Raw genomic sequence first — 16,257 nt, forward strand, 5'->3', positions numbered from 1 at the left:
AACGCCCCGGCCGCTCTTGCGATTGGGGCCAACAACATGAGGCCCATGAATGTCCCGTACTTTCCTTGTAACCGGCGCTAGCAAGGGCATCGGCCTTGCGCTTGCTCATCGTCTCTCTGGGGCGGGCCACCATGTCGTTGGTGTTGCGCGACAGCCGATCTCCGGCTTTCCAGGCACGTTGGAGCTGATCGATTTGGCTGACACCGGGGCGACGGACGCGGCGTTGGCCGATCTTACCCGCCGCTTCGCGTTTGACGGCGTAGTAAACAATGTTGGTTTGGTGCGGCCACAGCGGCTTGGAGCGGTTGATATATCCGCGCTCGAGGATGTCCTGCGCGTCAACCTGCACCCGGCTCTGCAAAGCGTTCAAGCTATCCTGCCCAGTATGAAAGATCGTGGGTGGGGTCGGATCGTCAATATTTCCAGCCTTACGATCCTCGGCAGCGTCGAGCGCACCGCATATGCGGCGGCAAAAGCAGCATTGGTCAGCTTCACTCGCGGTTGGGCGCTGGAACTCGCCACAACGGGTATTACGGTCAATGCCGTAGCCCCTGGCCCGACCGAGACGGAGTTGTTTCGTGCCAACAACTTGCCCGGCAGCGAGGGCGAGCGACGTTACTTATCGGCTGTGCCGATGGCTCGTTTCGGTCGGCCGGACGAGATTGCCGCCGCTATCGCATTCCTGCTCTCCGACGACGCAGCTTTCATCACTGGGCAAACGCTCTACGTCGATGGCGGCGCATCGGTTGGCAAGGCCCTCCTATGAGTAGTCCAGTTGTCGGGCCGCCTCTCAGGCAACACCACCGTCTGTTGCCGAGTGGCCGGAATTGTATCCTACCTGCGCCCGAGATCTTCCGATCAGCCCGCGCTAGTGATGCTTTCCTACAATGCCGGATCTAGCGCTAGATCTTCGATATCTGCGCTACGCGATTGCGGTAGTTGAGCACGGGAGTTTCCGCCAGACAGCGATCGCCTTGAACATATCGCAGTCGACGGTGACGCGTCGTATTCAGCTTCTTGAGCGGCGGTTGGGCTTCGCGCTCTTCAACCGCGATTCTCGTGGCGTGCGGCTGACCCATGCGGGGGAGAATTTCCTCAAGGAGGCGGTGCCCGGCGTAGACCAGCTTCGTCGTGCGATCCGGCTGTCTTCAGCGAGGAACGGTCCGCACAACGGCGAACTTAGGATTGGAATTCTGGCGTCGCTGGCCGCCGGCTTTCTCCATTTGACACTGAAGGAATTTCGAAGTCGCTTCCCCCAGGTCAAAGCCGTGTTGCACGAGAGCACGGCGGAAACCAATTTGCATCGCCTCGCGACCGGAGAGTTGGACATCGCATTTGTGACCGGCCTGCCTAACCTGCCGCGTCACAAGGCCGAGGTGCTCTGGAAGGAACGAATTTTTGTCGTTCTCCCGAAATCGCACCCTCTGGCTTCCAAGGATGAATTACGCTGGGATGAGATTCGCAGCGAGCCGTTCATTGTGAGCAGCAATGGCCCGGGACCCGAGATCCAGGATTATCTCGTGGCCAAAATTGCGGGAATTGGCTTTCGACCAAGCATCGACGTTCACGACGTCGGCCGAGAGAGCCTGTTGAATCTGGTGGCCATCGGCTACGGGCTGACCCTCACAAGCACCTCCGCTCTCGGTTTGACGGTCGAGGGCGTCGTTTTCCGCGCTGTGGCCGACAGCGCCGAGGAACTTCCCTCGAGCGCAATATGGTCGGAGGCGAACACCAATCCGGCATTGACCGGCCTGGTGGAGATCGCGCGGTCGATCGCCTCCGACTGCCCGGAGAAGCTCGCGGACCTGCCCTACAAGGCGTAGCAAGGTGCACAAGCAGTTCGATGAACCGTGGATTTAGGCTACAGAGCCGCGTGTATCGGTCCAGTCGACCATGAGTTTGCGCTCGGCAAACAGCCAGGCCCCGTCCTGCTTGGCGAACTTATCGAGGTAGCGGATCGACGCCACCATCAGCGTCCGCTTCTCGCCTTCGACCGTGAGGTGGTGGGCGATGCAGTAACTCTCTCCCGTCGCGGCAACGCCGTCGATCTGAATAGTGCTCTGGCCGTTGAAATGCGTGGTGGCGTGATAGCTGTTGAGGTTGTCGAAAACCGGCGCGAGCGCGTCGCGACCGGACAGCTTTTGCGTGGGCTCGGGCGCTCGGCTGTCCATATACACCTCGAAGACTGTGTTGGTGGCGAAGAGCGCCATCTGGCCCTTTGCGTCGCGACGGTCGGCGCAGTGGGCGTAGGCGTCGATGAGTTGGCGGATGGCGAGCCGGTCGGCGGCTTCCTCAAGCGATATTGAAACGGGGAAAGTCACTTGGAGCGTATCCTCTTGGTGGTTGAAAAGGCTGCGCTGACCACGGCGACATGCGTCGCGATCAGGGCGCGAAGGTCCGCACCGTCAGCCGCAATGTCCTTGAAGCCCTTGAGGGCGTAAACAATGGAGCGGGCAATCTTGGCGGACGGCATATCGACGGCCGACCGCTGAGCGGGTTGGCAGATAATGTCCGCGATCAGATCCTCGAATGCCTGATAGCCGGCGCAGACCGACTTGAAGCCGAGATCAAACATGTCCTGCGCATCGGGATGCGCTTGGACCAGTTCATAACCCTCGGCCGCCCAGGCATTGCAGGCATAGAGCAGCCTCTCTTCGAAGGATGCCAGATCCGAAATGCCCTGCCGGATCTGCGTCATCTTCGCTTCGATCATCGTTTCGACGACCGCCTGGAACACCGATTCCTTGTCCGGGAACGTCAGATAGAGCGTCGGGCGCGTCAGGCGGGAAACCTTCGCGATGTCGGCCATTGTGGTGCGGGCGAAGCCGTATCGCAAAAAGATCGGCGTCGCGGCTGCGACGATGTTCGACCGACGAATAGTTGCAGGATCATCCATGATTGACATCCTGACATATTGACGTGTTTTGTCAATAACAGTAGCTGACACATTAACTAAAATCGTCAGAGCGTCGGCATCGGCCGACCGGAGGATATTGTTCATGAGCAAGACCTGGTTCATCACGGGCGCGGCACGGGGCTTCGGCCGACTTTGGGCGGAGGGTGCGCTGACCCGCGGCGACAGGGTCGCCGTTTCGGTGCGCAATCCCGACGCAATCGCCGATCTCGTCACGCGGTTCGGAGAGTTGGTGCTGCCGCTGCGGCTCGACGTGACCGACCGCGACGCGGTGTTCGAGGCCGTGGCCAGTGCGCATCGTCACTTTGGCCGGCTTGACGTAATCCTGAGCAATGCCGGCTACGGCCTGATGGGCGCGGTCGAGGAGACGAGCTTCGCCGAGATGAAGGCGATCTTCGAGACGAACGTGTTCGGTACGATTTCCCTTGTTCAGGCTGCGTTGCCGTTCCTGCGCCAACAGGGCAGCGGCCACATTCTGCCCGTGTCGAGCTTGGCTGGGCTGGTAGCGGTGCCGACTGCCGGGATCTATGAGGCGACGAAGTTCGCGATCGAAGGCTTCGCCGAAGCCTTGGCGGCCGAGGTGGGGGCGTTCGGTGTTCGCACGACGATCATCGAGCCGGGCGCCTACGCGACCGATTTCCTGAGCGGCACTTCGCTCAAGACCGCAGCGCCTATGGCGATCTACAACAAGGTCCGAGACGATCTCGCGCAAATGCTGACAGCCGAGATGCTTGGAGATCCGGCGGCCACCTGGCCGGCTATCGCGCATGTCGTGGATTTCGAGAATCCGCCTCTGCGCCTGATCCTCGGTGATAATCTCTCCATGCTCCGACAGATTTACGGTGAGCGGATGAAGACTTGGGAAACTTGGGAGGACGTCTCGAAGGCCGCGCAAGGTTCGGGCCGCGCCTGATCCAATCGCAATATGCCTCAGTGGCGTCAGGAGCCTCCGTCATGGAGCTGTTCCTGGCTCCGCGGTCGTGTGGCACGCCTCGCCTTCGCGAAGCCGCGGTCGGTGGCGATGAAGCGCTCGATCATCGGCGCGATCAGCCGCGCAGGGTCGGAAACGGGCTGGCCCGTTTCGCGGCCATGGACCGCGGCATAGGCGACGAGATCGCGATAGACGGCGGCAGGCAACTCGGCGGTCACCTTGACGGGCTTATCGTCGGAGATGGCGCCGAGCTTCAGCTTGGTCATGTCAGCCTCCGTAGGGCTCGAGAACGAGATCGCGGGTCACCATCACGCGCACCGGGAAGCCGGGTCGGATCGTCAGCGTCGGTGCGACATTGAGCTGGCGTCGAACGATCTGCTGCCCTGCATCATTGATCGTATCCTGACCGCCGTTGCGGATCGCCTGGATCAGTCGATCGTCATCGTCCATGGCGAGTTCGGCGCCGACGCTGAGCAAGGTCGAGAGGCCCGCTGCCTTGGCGAGGTCCCACCAGTGGTAGTCGACGCCATCATGTAGGCCGGCGTAGCCCTCGGCGTCAGCGCCTGGCTGACGCTCGAGAACGATCGACCGTCCGTTGGGGAAGATCAGCCGGTTCCAGACCAAAAGCACACGGCTCTGCCCGAACTGGACGTTATTATCATACTGTCCGATCACCCGCGTGCCCTGTGGCACGAGAAGGATGCGGCCCGTCGGGCTGTCGTAGATATTCTCGGTCACCTGAGCCGTGATCTGACCGGGAAGGTCTGATCGGATCCCAGTGATCAGCGCGGCGGAAATCACAGCGCCAGCCTGAAGGATGTTGGGCGACGCCGGCGCGGCAACGCGATCGGCAGCAACTGTGCGCCGATCGGCGGCCGCATTGAGAAACGCGTTCTGCCGATCCTGCGCCGTGGGCGTCGCCGGCGGCGGGGCCAGCCCGAGGCTGGTGAGATCAGGCATCGGTTCCGCGCTGGGTGTTGCCTGGGACGGTGTCACAGCCACCGTCCGGGTTTCAGTGGAAGCGAACAGCCGCGCCGTGCGTGCCGATTCCAGTTCCTGAATGCGCCGCTGCTCTTCCTGACTGAGACCGGGATTGGGCGCGGCGACACCGGGCGTTGTTACGGGCTGGCCGCGGTTCTGCGCTCCGAGGATGGGACGGCCAAGGTCGCCGGGAAGCGGCGGGCCGAGCTGGGGCACGCCGCTGTAGTCCCGCGGCAAACCGGCGATCCCATCGGCCGTGGAGCGGTTCTCGGTCGAGTAAAGTTCCTCGTTGGGCCGACCGCCATCGCGGGTTTGCAGCGCATAGATAAGCGCACTGCCGATCCCGACGCTCGCGACCAGGCCGAGACCGGCCAGCACCTTTCGCGACAGTCGAGTGACGCGAGGCGGTTCGGCGCGCAGCCGCATCTGCGCGGGACCGACGGGCTCGCCAGTCAACGGCCGAGCCTCCTCGTCCGGCCCTTCCTCTTTCCGGGACTCCGTCTCGCTCACGACGCCGGTCTCCCATCGGTGCGCACGATCCGAACGCGCTTCTGGCGGTTGCCGGAGCCGTACCGCAACTCGGCGGCGGCGAAGAGCCGATCGACGATCATGTGGTGGCCGCGAACCCGGTAGTTCACCAGCTCCGAGGTGTTCCCCTCCGGACCGACAACGAAGAGTGGCGGCATCTCACCCTGGCCGATGTCGCGTGGGAACTCGATGAAGACCTGCCGGCCATCGTCAAAGGCGCGCAGCGGCCTCCACGGCGCACGGTCGCCCTCGATCGCGTAGCGGAAATTGACGTTTGCGAGGTCCACCCCGCTCGCGACCGGCTGGGCGGCTTGCGCCTCGGCGTTCTGACGGCGCAGCGCGATGAGCTGGTCTTGCGGATACTGCCAGGAGACCGACGCCATATAGGTCCGCTCGGTCGAGCGCAGCTCCATGTGATAGGTGCGCAGGTTGGTATTGATAACGAGGTTGGTCATCAGGTCCGGCCGGGTCGGCTTCACCAGGATATGGACTTGAAGTGTCGGCCCGGCACCGCTCTGGGTGTCGCCGATGATCCAGCGCACCGTGTCGCCGGCGGCGACCGGGCCGGAGCCAACGAGCTGCTCTCCGGGCTGCAACGCGATGTCGGTGATCTGCCCGACGGCGGCGTAGACCTGATAGAGCGCGCCTTGGGTGAAGGGGTAGACCTGCATCGAGTTGATGAAGCCGTCGCGCACTGGCTGAATGCGGGCTGCAGCATTGGCCTGGTTGACCCGCGCTGTCGGATCGGTCGGTTCGGGTGTCTGACGAGATCGCTCGACCGGTTTCATCTGCCCGGGCAGCGGTAGGGGCCGCGGCAGTTCCACGACTGTTACCGGCGCTGGGGGATCCGCCGTCTGGACCGCAGGCGCGGCGTTGTCGTAGGAGATTTCCGGCGGAGGATTGGTGGTGGCGCAACCGGAAAGCGCTGACGTGGCCAGCAGCAGAAGCGGCAATGCGCCTCGGCGGCAAGCCGGGACTGTGGAATTGTGTGAAGCCGGGTTTCCGGCTTTACGGAAAAACGGCTTCATTGCCCAAGCTCCCGTGACCAGTTGATGGCGTTGACGTAGATGCCGAGCGGGTTCGCCCTGAGCCGGTCGGCGTTGCGCGGGACCTGCACGACGATCGTCAGAATCGCGGTCCAGCGTTCGGTCGTTGCGAGTTGGCCGTTCTCGTAACGGCGCTCGACCCAGGCGACACGGAAGCTGTCCGGAGACGCGCGGATGACGCTGGAGACCTCGACGGCGATCTGCTGGCGGCCGACCTTGGTGAACGGGTCGTTGGCCCGCGCGTAGTCGTTGAGCGCCGCCGCGCCGCGGTCGGTCGTGAAGTCGTAGGCGCGCAGCCAGTTCTGCCGCACGATGATGGCATCGGCCGGGATCGAGCGGACCTGCTCGATGAAGCGCGCCAAGTGGAAGGCGATCTGGGGGTCGGTCGGACGATAGTCGGCAACAGCAGGCGCCACGGCCTGCGCCTGGCCGAGCCGGTCGACCTGCACCACCCAGGGCACGATTGTGCCGCGCGCCGATTGCCAGACCAGCGCGGTTGCGAAGCCAGCGGAGAGGATCAGCGAACCGAAGGCCATCAGCCGCCAGTTCCTCGCTTGGACGCGCGAGGCGCCGATGCGCTCGTCCCAGACCTGTGCGGCGCGCTGGTAGGGCGTCTCGGGTTCGGGGGCTTTGCCATAGTGAGTAGAGGGTCGTTTGAACATCAGCGGTCGCCTTCGGAGAGATTGACGGAGGAGCCGCCGCCATGAGCGTCACCGGAGCGCACGGCATGGGCGGTCGCCTGGACGGCGTGGGTCATGCGTTGGGAGCGGCGCATACGCTGCGCCCATGCGGGCGGTCCGCCGGTGGGTGCCGAAGCGGCCGAGCCGCCGCCGTCGCCGGCTGCGTCGCCGCCAACCGATCCCAGGGTCGAGGAGCCGCCGGTGGCCTCGAACGCGGCCTTGCCGCCAGCATTGAAGCTGGAGCGCATGCTCTCGGCGGCGCGTGACGCGGCACGGCGCAGTGGTGAGACCGCTGCGCTGCCGCCAGCGCGGGCTACACCGCCAAGGCCCGACGCGACGCCGCTGACACCGGACTGGCCGGCTGCGCCGAGGCTGTAGGCAGTGGATGCGCCACCCGCCATCGCGGCACCGCCCCGGGCCGCGGCTGCTGCGCCTCCGGCAAGGGCCGCGCCGCCAGATGCGGCGGCGCCGACCGCGCCCGCTCCGGCGGCGATCATGCCGCCGGCCGCTAGACCTGTACCGACCGCCGCACCGGCGCTGAGTTGGGGGCCGCCGGAGACAATGCCGCTGGCGATGCCGGGACCGAAGATGCCGAGACCGAGGAGCGATAGTGCGGCGAGCACGATGGCCATCGCCTCGTCGATCGAGGGCGTGGCACCGCCAAAGCCAGCGGTGAACTCGGAGAACAAGGTGGAGCCGATGCCGATGATGACGGCCAACACCAGCACCTTGATGCCGGACGAGATGACGTTCCCAAGCACACGTTCGGCCATGAAGGCCGACTTGCCGAACAGGCCAAACGGGATCAGTACGAAGCCGGCGAGTGTCGTCAGCTTGAATTCGATCAGGGTGACGAAAAGCTGGATGGCGAGGATGAAGAAGGCGAGCAACACCAGCGCCCAGGCCAAAAACATGCAGGCGATCTGGATGAAGTTTTCGAAGAACGACCAGTAGCCCATCAGGCCGGAGATAGATTCCAGGAGCGGACGTCCGGCATCGAGGCCAGTCTGGGCCACCTTGCCGGGGCGGAGCAGATCGGCGGTCGTGAAGCCTGTGCCGCTGGCCTTCAGGCCGAGGCCGGCGAAGCTCTCGAAGACGATGCGGGCCAGGTTGTTCCAGTTGCCGATGATGTAGGCGAACACCCCGACGAACAGAGTTTTCTTCACCAGACGCGCCAGAATGTCGTCGTCGGCGCCCCAGGACCAGAACAGCGCCGCCAGCGTCACATCGATGACGATCAGCGTCGTGGCGATGAAGGCGACTTCGCCGCTGAGCAACCCGAATCCGCTGTCGATGTAGCGGGTGAAGACCTCAAGGAAATGGTCGATAACGCCGGTGCCGCCCATGATGTTATCTCGCCTCGTCGAGCTGAGACGGCGCGATCGGTGCGGCGGGCGCCAAGATCGGCGGATCATAGTGGCCCGATTGGGGGGTGAGGTCGCCACGCGGCGCTGGTGGTACATCCGGCAGCCGCTCGACGGGTCGCGCACCGGGGGCGAGGAAGCGGTTGCGGTTCTCGGCCCAGGCCCGCAGGCACGCCGGATCGCGCGGGCCCGCTTCGCCGAGCGTCTGGCAGCGGATCAGCTCGTCGTGCAACGGATCGCCTTGCGCTTGGGTGGTCCGGCCAGCCGGCCACGCCTCCTGCACTTCCTCTTTGCGGTTCATTTCGATCGCGGTCGCGGTGATCGCGACGGCCACGAACACGACAGCGCCAAGCCGGGCCAGCATCTTGCCGTCCATGGCCGTATCCTCAGTTGCCGTTCGGGAACATGCGGGCGTTGCCCGGCTGGTAGCCGGTGCCCGGCGTCAGGAACCGACGCCGCTGCTCGCGTCCTTGCTCGGCCGCGGCGGCGCGCTCGGCCTCGTACAGGCTCTGCGCTCGGCCGTTTGCGGCGACGACTGCGGTCAGGTCCGCAAGCTGCTGCGCTTGTAGAGCGAGAAGCTGGTTGCCCGCCTGCGTCGCCTGCAGGGCGCCGGTCGCGCCCTGGCTCTGGCCGACCAGAGCCGACATCTCGTTGCGATTGGTATCGATGTTGCCGACGACGCCGGCCTGGACGCGCATCGCGTCCTGCAAGCCTCCGACCGTGTTCTGCCAGCGCTTGCGCGCGCCGGCCACGAGCGCCTGATCGGACGCGGACATCGACGCGTTGCCATAGGTGGTCTGAAATGCTTGGTCGATCTGCTGGACGTTGAGGGCGATGCCCTGGGCCTGTTGCAGAAGCTGCTGTGTGCGCTGCACCGACTGCTGAAGCGGCTGGAGTGAGGAATATGGCAGGCTCGCGAGATTGCGGGCCTGGTTGATCAGCATGGTGGCTTCGTTCTGAAGCTGGGTGATCTGCTGATTGACCTGCTGCAGAGTGCGCGCCGCCGTCAGGACGTTCTGCGCATAGTTGGTCGGATCGTAGACGATCCACTGCGCGGTGGCGGGCGTGGTGAAGATCGGCGAGAGCGCGATCGACGTGGTCAACAGCGCCGCGGACATACGCAGCGCGCGCGAGCGGGAACGAACGGAACGAGTCATGAGTGTGCCTCCGGATCGGTTTGGGGGGTGACGTTGGTGAGGTCAGCGATCAGGTCTGCCGCCCAGCCAAGCCGGTTCTCGGCAAGCCACTCGCCGAGGAACCCGTCGGTGCCGCTGCGGGCATGAACCTCGGCGATCAGCGCCTGGTGCTGCTTCGAGGACGCGGCGCAGAGCGCGAGCGCCACGTCCGACAGGCCCAGCTCGAACAGCCGGTTGCCCCGCCGGGACTGGCAGTAGTAATCGCGCTTGGGCATCGCCCGAGCGAGGATCTCGATCTGACGATCATTGAGACCGAAGCGGCGATAGATGGCGGTGATCTGCGGCTCGATCGCGCGTTCGTTGGGGAGCAGGATGCGGGTCTGGCAGCTCTCGATGATCGCCGGCGCAATCGCCGAGCCGTCGATGTCCGACAGCGACTGCGTCGCGAAGATGACGCTGGCGTTCTTCTTGCGCAGCGTCTTCAGCCACTCGCGGAGCTGACCGGCGAAGCCCTCATCGTCCAGCGCCAGCCAACCCTCGTCGACGATCAGCAGCGTGGGCCGCCCGTCGAGCCGGTCCTCGATGCGGTGGAAGAGATAGGCGAGCACGGCGGCGGCAGCGCCGGTGCCGATCAGCCCTTCGGTCTCGAATGCCTGAACCTTCGCCTCGCCGAGATGCTCGGCCTCAGCGTCGAGAAGACGGCCGTAGGGGCCGCCGACGCAATAGGGTCGCAGCGCCTGCTTCAGGTCGTTGGACTGGAGCAGGACGGACAGGCCTGTCAGCGTGCGCTCGGAGACCGGCGCGGAGGCCAGAGATGAGAGCGCAGACCAGAGATGCTCCTTGACCTCAGGCGTGACAGGCACGCTCTCGCGCCCGAGGATGGCGATCAGCCAGTCGGAGGCCCATGCGCGTTCAGCGACGTCGTCGATGCGGGCGAGCGGCTGAAGAGACACGCTGTCGTTGGTGCCTTCGGTCAGGCCGCCGCCGAGATCATGCCAGTCGCCGCGCATGGCGAGCGCGGCGGCGCGGATCGATCCCCCGAAGTCGAAGGCGAAAACCTGGCTCTGCGGATAGCGCCGGAACTGCAACGCCATCAGCGCCAGCAGCACCGACTTGCCGGCGCCGGTTGGGCCGACGATCAGCGTATGGCCGACATCGCCGACATGGATGGAAAGCCGGAACGGGGTCGAGCCTTCGGTTCTGCCGTAAAGCAGCGGGGGTGCATCGAAGTGCTCGTCCCGTTCCGGTCCCGCCCATACCGCCGACAGCGGGATCATGTGGGCGAGATTGAGCGTGGAAATCGGCGGTTGCCTGACATTGGCGTAGACATGGCCCGGCAGTGAGCCGAGCCAGGCATCGACCGCGTTTATGGTCTCGGGCATGGCGGTGAAGTCGCGGCCCTGGATGACCTTCTCGACCATCCGGAGCTTCTCGGCGGCGATGCGAGGATCGTCGTCCCAGACGGTGATGGTGGCGGTCACATAAGCCTGGCCGGCATAGTCGGCGCCCAGTTCCTGCAGCGCCATGTCGGCGTCGGCCGCCTTGTTCGCCGCATCGGTGTCCACGAGGGCGGAGGCCTCGTTTGTCATCACCTCCTTCAAGATGGCGGCGATCGATTTGCGTTTGGCGAACCATTGCCGCCGAATCTTGGTCAGCAGCTTGGTGGCATCGGTCTTGTCGAGGAGGACGGCCCGCGTCGACCAGCGATAGGGAAAGGCCAGTCGGTTCAGCTCATCGAGAATGCCCGGCGTGGTCGCGGTCGGGAAGCCGACGATGGTGAGGATGCGGACATGCGCGTCGCCTAGCCTGGGCTCCAACCCGCCGGTGAGCGGCTGATCGGCGAGCAGCGCATCGAGATATATTGGCGTCTCGGGCACGCGGACGCGATGCCGCTTCGTCGAGACGGTTGAGTGCAGATAGGTCAGCGTCTCGCCGTCATCGAGCCAGGCGCATTCCGGCATGAAGGCGTCGATGAGCTGGATAATGCGATCGGTGCGGTCGGCGAAGCCGCGCAGGATCTCGTGGCAATCGACACCGACGTGATCGCGGCCCTCGTAGAGCCAGGTCTCGGCACGGGCCGCATCCTCGGCCGGCGGGAGATAGAGAAAGGTGAGGAAGTAGCTGGACTCGAAATGCGCGCCGGCTTCCTCGAAGTCGGCCTTGCGTTCGGCGTCGACCAGCGCGGAAGCGCTGTCGGCGAACATGCTGGCAGGATAGGTCGCGGCGCCGTGGCGCTGCGCCTCGACGAAGATCGCCCAGCCAGAGCCGAGGCGACGAAAGGCGTTGTTGAGCCGGCCGGCGACGGCGACCAGCTCGGCCGGCACGGCGCTGTCGAGGTCGGGGCCGCGGAAGCGCGCGGTGCGCTGCAGGCTGCCGTCCTTGTTCAGCACGATCCCTTCGCCGACCAGCGCTACCCAGGGCAGGAAGTCGGCGAGCCGGGTATTGCGGTTGCGATATTCAGCGAGGTTCATCATCGTCGTTCCTCCTCAGACCGACAGGTGGCCGGGGATGCGCAGATGCTTGCGCACGACGTCGACGAACTGCGGATCGCGCTTGGCAGCCCAGACGGCTGCGAAGTGCCCCAAGGCCCAGAGGCCAAGGCCGACCAGCCAGAGGCGAAGGCCGAGCCCGAGTGCGGCGGCGAGTGTGCCGTTGAGGATCGCGATCGAACGCGGGGCGCCGCCGAGTAGGATCTGCTCGGTCAGCGCCCGATGGACCGGAACCGAGAAGCCCGGCAGCTCGCCGCCATGGTCCGCGCCGTCGGCCATCAGACGAGCGCTCCGCCGCCGAACGAGAAGAACGACAGGAAGAAGCTCGATGCGGCGAAGGCGATCGACAGGCCGAACACGATCTGGATCAACCGCCGCGCGCCGCCGGACGTGTCGCCGAAGGCGAGCGTCAGGCCGGTGATGATGATGATCATCACGGCGATGATCTTGGCCACCGGTCCCTCGATCGATTCGAGGATGGATTGCAGGGGCGCTTCCCAGGGCATCGACGAGCCGGAGGCGTGGGCGGCCGGCGCGAGCGCCAGCGTGAGAAAGCTGACGGACACCGCCGTGGCGATGTGGCGGCGGATGCGCAAAGCATGCTGGATCATGACGGGTCTCCTGTGAGGGGCTGGCTTGCGGGGGTGACGCGGTAGTCGCCGTCGGGGCCGAGGCCCTCGATGCGGGCGAGTTCGGCAAGCCGGCGCGAGGCGCCTCGGCCGGACAGGACGGCGACCAGATCGATCGTCTCGGCGATCAGCGCGCGCGGGACGGTGACGACGGCTTCCTGGATGAGCTGTTCCATGCGCCGCAGCGCGCCGATGGCGGTGCCGGCGTGGATCGTTCCGACGCCGCCGGGGTGGCCGGTGCCCCAGGCCTTGAGCAAATCGAGCGCCTCGGCCCCGCGCACCTCGCCGATCGGAATGCGATCGGGCCGCAGGCGCAGCGAGGAGCGAACCAGATCGGAGAGCGAGGCGACGCCGTCTTTCGTCCGCATCGCGACAAGGTTCGGCGCGGCGCATTGCAGCTCGCGCGTGTCCTCGATCAGGACGACGCGGTCCGAGGTCTTGGAGACCTCGGCTAGCAAGGCGTTGGTGAGGGTGGTCTTGCCGGTGGATGTGCCGCCGGCGACGAGGATGTTGCGGCGGTCGGCGACCGCCCGGCGCAGCGTCTCGGCCTGATCCGCAGCCATGATCCCGGCGGCCACATAATCGTCGAGCGTGAACACGGCGACGGCGGGCTTGCGGATCGCGAAGGCCGGCGCGGACACCACCGGCGGCAAAAGCCCCTCGAACCGCTCGCCCGTCTCGGGCAGCTCGGCCGAGACACGCGGAGCGCCGGGATGGACCTCGGCGCCGACATGATGGGCGACCAGGCGAATGATGCGCTCGCCGTCCGAAGGCGACAGCAACTCACCCGTGTCGGAAAGCCCTTCGGAAAGCCGGTCGACCCAGAGCCGCCCATCGGGGTTGAGCATCACCTCGACGATCGCGGGGTCTTCCAGAAAGCGGGCGATCGCCGGCCCGAGGGCCGTGCGCAGCATGCGGGCACCGCGAAGGATCGCCTCCGATTTCTGGTGAGTTGCCGCCACGTCGTCCCCGTTCTCTTGCGGGTCCGCGAAGTGCGGCCCTGGATCGGGGATGAGTAGAGGAGGCAGAAATCATGGCCTGACAACAACCATAATGTGGTCATCGTACTGTGGCGTACAAATACAGGGAAACGGCGGAACGCCGGAATACTCGCGATGGACGCGGTCGTGATTAATCCGCGTCGTGCGCGGGCGCGATGTCCTCCGAAATCTCTTGCCGAAGCTTCGGCCCGTGAGCGAGTCGGCGGCCGAGCGCTGTGACGAATGCCTCGTAGCGCTCGCCGGCTTTGGCGCGCGCCGCAGCCTGGGCGGGCTCGGGTAGCGGTGGGTTCGTCGTCAGCCAGAAGCGGATGAACACGGCCAGCGTTTCGACGGCGATGCCAAGGTCGCGCTCCATACGCGCCATTCGTCGGTCGAGCTGATCGAGCCGCTTCGTCGTTGCCGCCTCCTGGCGTTCGGCAGCGTCAGGCGAGAGGAAAGAGGCGATCCCGGCTTCCGCGATCAGCGAGAGGGATTGATCGCGCCGGGCGGCGTGCGCCGCGAGCGCCTTCATAACATCCGGTTCGAGATACACAGACAGCCGCTGTTTTTTGGGAGGCTTTGCCATGGTGCCTCCTAAAGATCGATGCCGTCGCCGGGGTCGAGCGATGCTTGGCGTGCCACCTGGCGCATGGTCTGATTCATGCGCGAGAGGCGTGCGGCGTCCTCCTCGGCGTCATCGCGGGGATCGATCTCGAACTCGTTTTCGATGGGTTGCTTAGGCTCGACGGGTTTTGAGCGGTTCAGTTCCGGCTGGTGCCGGCGCTCGGACTCGGTCGTGTCCTCGTCTTCCGATCCGCCGCCGGTCGCCGCCGCCACCGCCGGCGTCACCGGAAGGGGCAACGTGCTCCAGTCGTCCGGCCGAGCCGTCGTCGACTTGACGAGGTTCGGCGGCGGCAAGATGCGCTCCTGAAACCGGCGATCCTCATAATATCGCGCCTTCTTCGCGCGGATCGGCGGGGTGCCGGCGACCATGACGATTTCGTCGGACGGCGGAAGTTGCATGATCTCGCCGGGCGTCATCAGTTGCCGGGCTGTTTCCGAGCGCGAGACCATCATGTGGCCGAGCCAGGGCGACAGGCGATGACCGGCATAGTTCTTCATCGCGCGCATCTCGGTCGCGGTGCCGAGCGCGTCCGAGACACGCTTGGCGGTCCGTTCGTCATTGGTCGCGAAGCTGACGCGCACATGGCAGTTATCGAGGATCGAATTGTTCGGCCCATAGGCCTTCTCGATCTGGTTCAGCGACTGCGCGATGAGGAAGGCTTTGAGGCCGTATCCCGCCATGAAGGCAAGTGCGCTCTCGAAGAAGTCGAGGCGGCCGAGGGCCGGAAATTCGTCGAGCATCAGGAGAAGGCGATGGCGGTTGCCGTTCGCCTTCAGATCCTCCGTGAGCCGCCGGCCGATCTGATTGAGGATCAGACGGATCAGCGGCTTGGTCCGGTTGATGTCCGACGGCGGCACCACGAGGTAGAGGGTGGTCGGATGCTTGCCGCCGACGATATCGACGATGCGCCAGTCGCAGCGACGTGTAACCTCGGCGACGACAGGATCGCGATAGAGGCCGAGGAACGACATGGCGGTGGACAGCACGCCCGACCGCTCGTTGTCCGATTTGTTGAGCAGCTCGCGCGCGGCGCTGGCGATCACCGGATGCGGGCCGGCTTCGCCAAGGTGGGCTGTCTTCATCATGGCGGCCAGTGTCGACTCGATCGGCCGCTTCGGATCGGAGAGGAAGGCGGCGACGCCCGCCAGGGTCTTGTCGGCCTCGGCGTAGAGGACGTGCAGGATGGCGCCGACCAATAATGCGTGGCTGGTCTTCTCCCAGTGATTGCGCTTCTCCAGCGACCCCTCCGGATCGACCAGAATGTCGGCGATGTTCTGGACGTCGCGGACCTCCCACTCGCCGCGGCGCACCTCGAGCAATGGATTGTAGGCGGCCGACTTCGTATTGGTCGGATCGAACAGCAGCACGCGACCATGCCGTGCCCGATAGCCGGCGGTGAGCGTCCAGTTCTCCCCCTTGATGTCATGGACGATGGCGGAGCCCGGCCAGGTCAACAGCGACGGCACGACTAGGCCGACGCCCTTGCCGGACCGCGTGGGTGCAAAGCACAGCACATGCTCGGGACCGTCATGGCGGAGATAGTCGCGATCGAACTTCCCGAGCACGACGCCATCCGCGTCCAGCAGGCCGGCGGCGCGCACTTCGCCGGCAACGGCCCATCGGGCGGAGCCGAAGGTCTCGGCATTCTTGGCTTCACGCGCTCGCCAGACGGACATGCCGATCGCGACAGCGATGGAGATGAAGCCGCCGGACGCCGCGATATAGGCGCCCTCAATGAAGATTGGCGGTGCATAGGCATCGTAGAAATACCACCACCAGAAGAAGGCGGGCGGATGGTAGATCGGCCAGCCGGCCAGTTCGAACCATGGATGTCCAAGCTGTGGCTGGAAGCCAAGACGGTAGGCCGTCCACTGCGTCGCCGCCCAGGTCGTCATGAGGACGATCAGGCAGACGGTAAGGATCTGGCCCCAGAGGATCTTGGTCGCCGACATGG

Annotated in this window: 18 protein-coding genes; 3 read left to right on the forward strand and 15 right to left on the reverse strand. The window is 65.3% G+C overall.

What is annotated here, in order from left to right:
• The first annotated feature begins 49 nt into the window (after positions 1–49).
• Entirely contained in the window at positions 50–766 is a 717-nt protein-coding gene (locus HDIA_RS08215; RefSeq protein WP_099555730.1) for an SDR family oxidoreductase, read from the forward strand.
• A gap of 121 nt (positions 767–887) precedes the next feature.
• Positions 888–1,823, forward strand: coding sequence for a LysR family transcriptional regulator (locus tag HDIA_RS08220; RefSeq protein WP_099555731.1), 936 nt, complete (start codon positions 888–890; stop codon positions 1,821–1,823).
• Positions 1,824–1,856: 33 nt separating this feature from the next.
• On the opposite strand, the gene HDIA_RS08225 is transcribed toward HDIA_RS08220, so the two are convergent.
• Together HDIA_RS08225 and HDIA_RS08230 are read right to left on the reverse strand one after the other, a co-directional pair.
• Positions 1,857–2,321, reverse strand: coding sequence for a nuclear transport factor 2 family protein (locus HDIA_RS08225; RefSeq protein WP_099555732.1), 465 nt, complete (start codon positions 2,319–2,321; stop codon positions 1,857–1,859).
• The gene (locus HDIA_RS08230; RefSeq protein ID WP_157775433.1) at positions 2,318–3,001 is read right to left on the reverse strand and encodes a TetR/AcrR family transcriptional regulator; all 684 of its coding nucleotides are present in this window, start codon (positions 2,999–3,001) and stop codon (positions 2,318–2,320) included. The genes HDIA_RS08225 and HDIA_RS08230 overlap by 4 nt, the downstream gene beginning before the upstream one ends.
• Here HDIA_RS08230 and HDIA_RS08235 point away from each other — a divergent pair.
• Positions 3,000–3,827, forward strand: a complete 828-nt coding sequence (locus HDIA_RS08235; RefSeq protein ID WP_099555734.1) for an SDR family NAD(P)-dependent oxidoreductase — start codon at positions 3,000–3,002, stop codon at positions 3,825–3,827. The genes HDIA_RS08230 and HDIA_RS08235 overlap by 2 nt on opposite strands.
• 26 nt (positions 3,828–3,853) lie before the next feature.
• Here HDIA_RS08235 and HDIA_RS08240 read toward each other — a convergent pair whose 3' ends face one another.
• The 13 genes from HDIA_RS08240 to HDIA_RS08300 all read right to left on the reverse strand — a co-directional run bounded on the left by HDIA_RS08240 (position 3,854) and on the right by HDIA_RS08300 (position 16,255).
• Positions 3,854–4,111 (reverse strand): DUF2274 domain-containing protein, encoded by a 258-nt coding sequence (locus tag HDIA_RS08240; RefSeq protein WP_099555735.1) that lies wholly within the window; start codon positions 4,109–4,111, stop codon positions 3,854–3,856.
• Between the two features lies 1 nt (position 4,112).
• Positions 4,113–5,336, reverse strand: coding sequence for a TraB/TrbI/VirB10 family type IV secretion system protein (locus tag HDIA_RS08245; RefSeq protein ID WP_099555736.1), 1,224 nt, complete (start codon positions 5,334–5,336; stop codon positions 4,113–4,115).
• Positions 5,333–6,382: a P-type conjugative transfer protein TrbG gene (gene trbG / locus HDIA_RS08250; RefSeq protein WP_099555737.1), complete on the reverse strand. Its 1,050-nt coding sequence runs from the start codon at positions 6,380–6,382 to the stop codon at positions 5,333–5,335. The genes HDIA_RS08245 and trbG overlap by 4 nt, the downstream gene beginning before the upstream one ends.
• Positions 6,379–7,062, reverse strand: a complete 684-nt coding sequence (gene trbF / locus HDIA_RS08255; RefSeq protein ID WP_099555738.1) for a conjugal transfer protein TrbF — start codon at positions 7,060–7,062, stop codon at positions 6,379–6,381. Before trbF ends, trbG begins: the two co-directional genes overlap by 4 nt.
• Complete coding sequence (gene trbL, locus HDIA_RS08260) at positions 7,062–8,426, reverse strand: P-type conjugative transfer protein TrbL (RefSeq protein ID WP_099555739.1); 1,365 nt, start codon at positions 8,424–8,426, stop codon at positions 7,062–7,064. The genes trbF and trbL overlap by 1 nt, the downstream gene beginning before the upstream one ends.
• 4 nt (positions 8,427–8,430) lie before the next feature.
• On the reverse strand, positions 8,431–8,820 hold the full coding sequence (gene trbK-alt, locus HDIA_RS08265) for a putative entry exclusion protein TrbK-alt (protein ID WP_099555740.1): 390 nt from the start codon (positions 8,818–8,820) through the stop codon (positions 8,431–8,433).
• A 10-nt stretch (positions 8,821–8,830) separates the two neighbouring features.
• Positions 8,831–9,601: a P-type conjugative transfer protein TrbJ gene (trbJ, locus tag HDIA_RS08270; RefSeq protein WP_099555741.1), complete on the reverse strand. Its 771-nt coding sequence runs from the start codon at positions 9,599–9,601 to the stop codon at positions 8,831–8,833.
• The gene (trbE, locus tag HDIA_RS08275; RefSeq protein WP_099555742.1) at positions 9,598–12,054 is read right to left on the reverse strand and encodes a conjugal transfer protein TrbE; all 2,457 of its coding nucleotides are present in this window, start codon (positions 12,052–12,054) and stop codon (positions 9,598–9,600) included. The genes trbJ and trbE overlap by 4 nt, the downstream gene beginning before the upstream one ends.
• 12 nt (positions 12,055–12,066) lie before the next feature.
• Positions 12,067–12,348, reverse strand: a complete 282-nt coding sequence (locus HDIA_RS08280) for a VirB3 family type IV secretion system protein (protein ID WP_099555743.1) — start codon at positions 12,346–12,348, stop codon at positions 12,067–12,069.
• Positions 12,348–12,680 (reverse strand): TrbC/VirB2 family type IV secretion system protein, encoded by a 333-nt coding sequence (locus tag HDIA_RS08285; RefSeq protein WP_099555744.1) that lies wholly within the window; start codon positions 12,678–12,680, stop codon positions 12,348–12,350. Before HDIA_RS08285 ends, HDIA_RS08280 begins: the two co-directional genes overlap by 1 nt.
• On the reverse strand, positions 12,677–13,660 hold the full coding sequence (gene trbB / locus HDIA_RS08290; RefSeq protein ID WP_099555745.1) for a P-type conjugative transfer ATPase TrbB: 984 nt from the start codon (positions 13,658–13,660) through the stop codon (positions 12,677–12,679). The genes HDIA_RS08285 and trbB overlap by 4 nt, the downstream gene beginning before the upstream one ends.
• A 169-nt stretch (positions 13,661–13,829) precedes the next feature.
• Complete coding sequence (locus HDIA_RS08295) at positions 13,830–14,264, reverse strand: CopG family transcriptional regulator (RefSeq protein WP_099555746.1); 435 nt, start codon at positions 14,262–14,264, stop codon at positions 13,830–13,832.
• 8 nt (positions 14,265–14,272) lie between these two features.
• Positions 14,273–16,255, reverse strand: a complete 1,983-nt coding sequence (locus tag HDIA_RS08300) for a conjugal transfer protein TraG (protein WP_099558776.1) — start codon at positions 16,253–16,255, stop codon at positions 14,273–14,275.
• Positions 16,256–16,257: the final 2 nt, after the last annotated feature.

The sequence above is a fragment of the Hartmannibacter diazotrophicus genome, from assembly GCF_900231165.1.
GTDB lineage: Bacteria > Pseudomonadota > Alphaproteobacteria > Rhizobiales > Pleomorphomonadaceae > Hartmannibacter > Hartmannibacter diazotrophicus.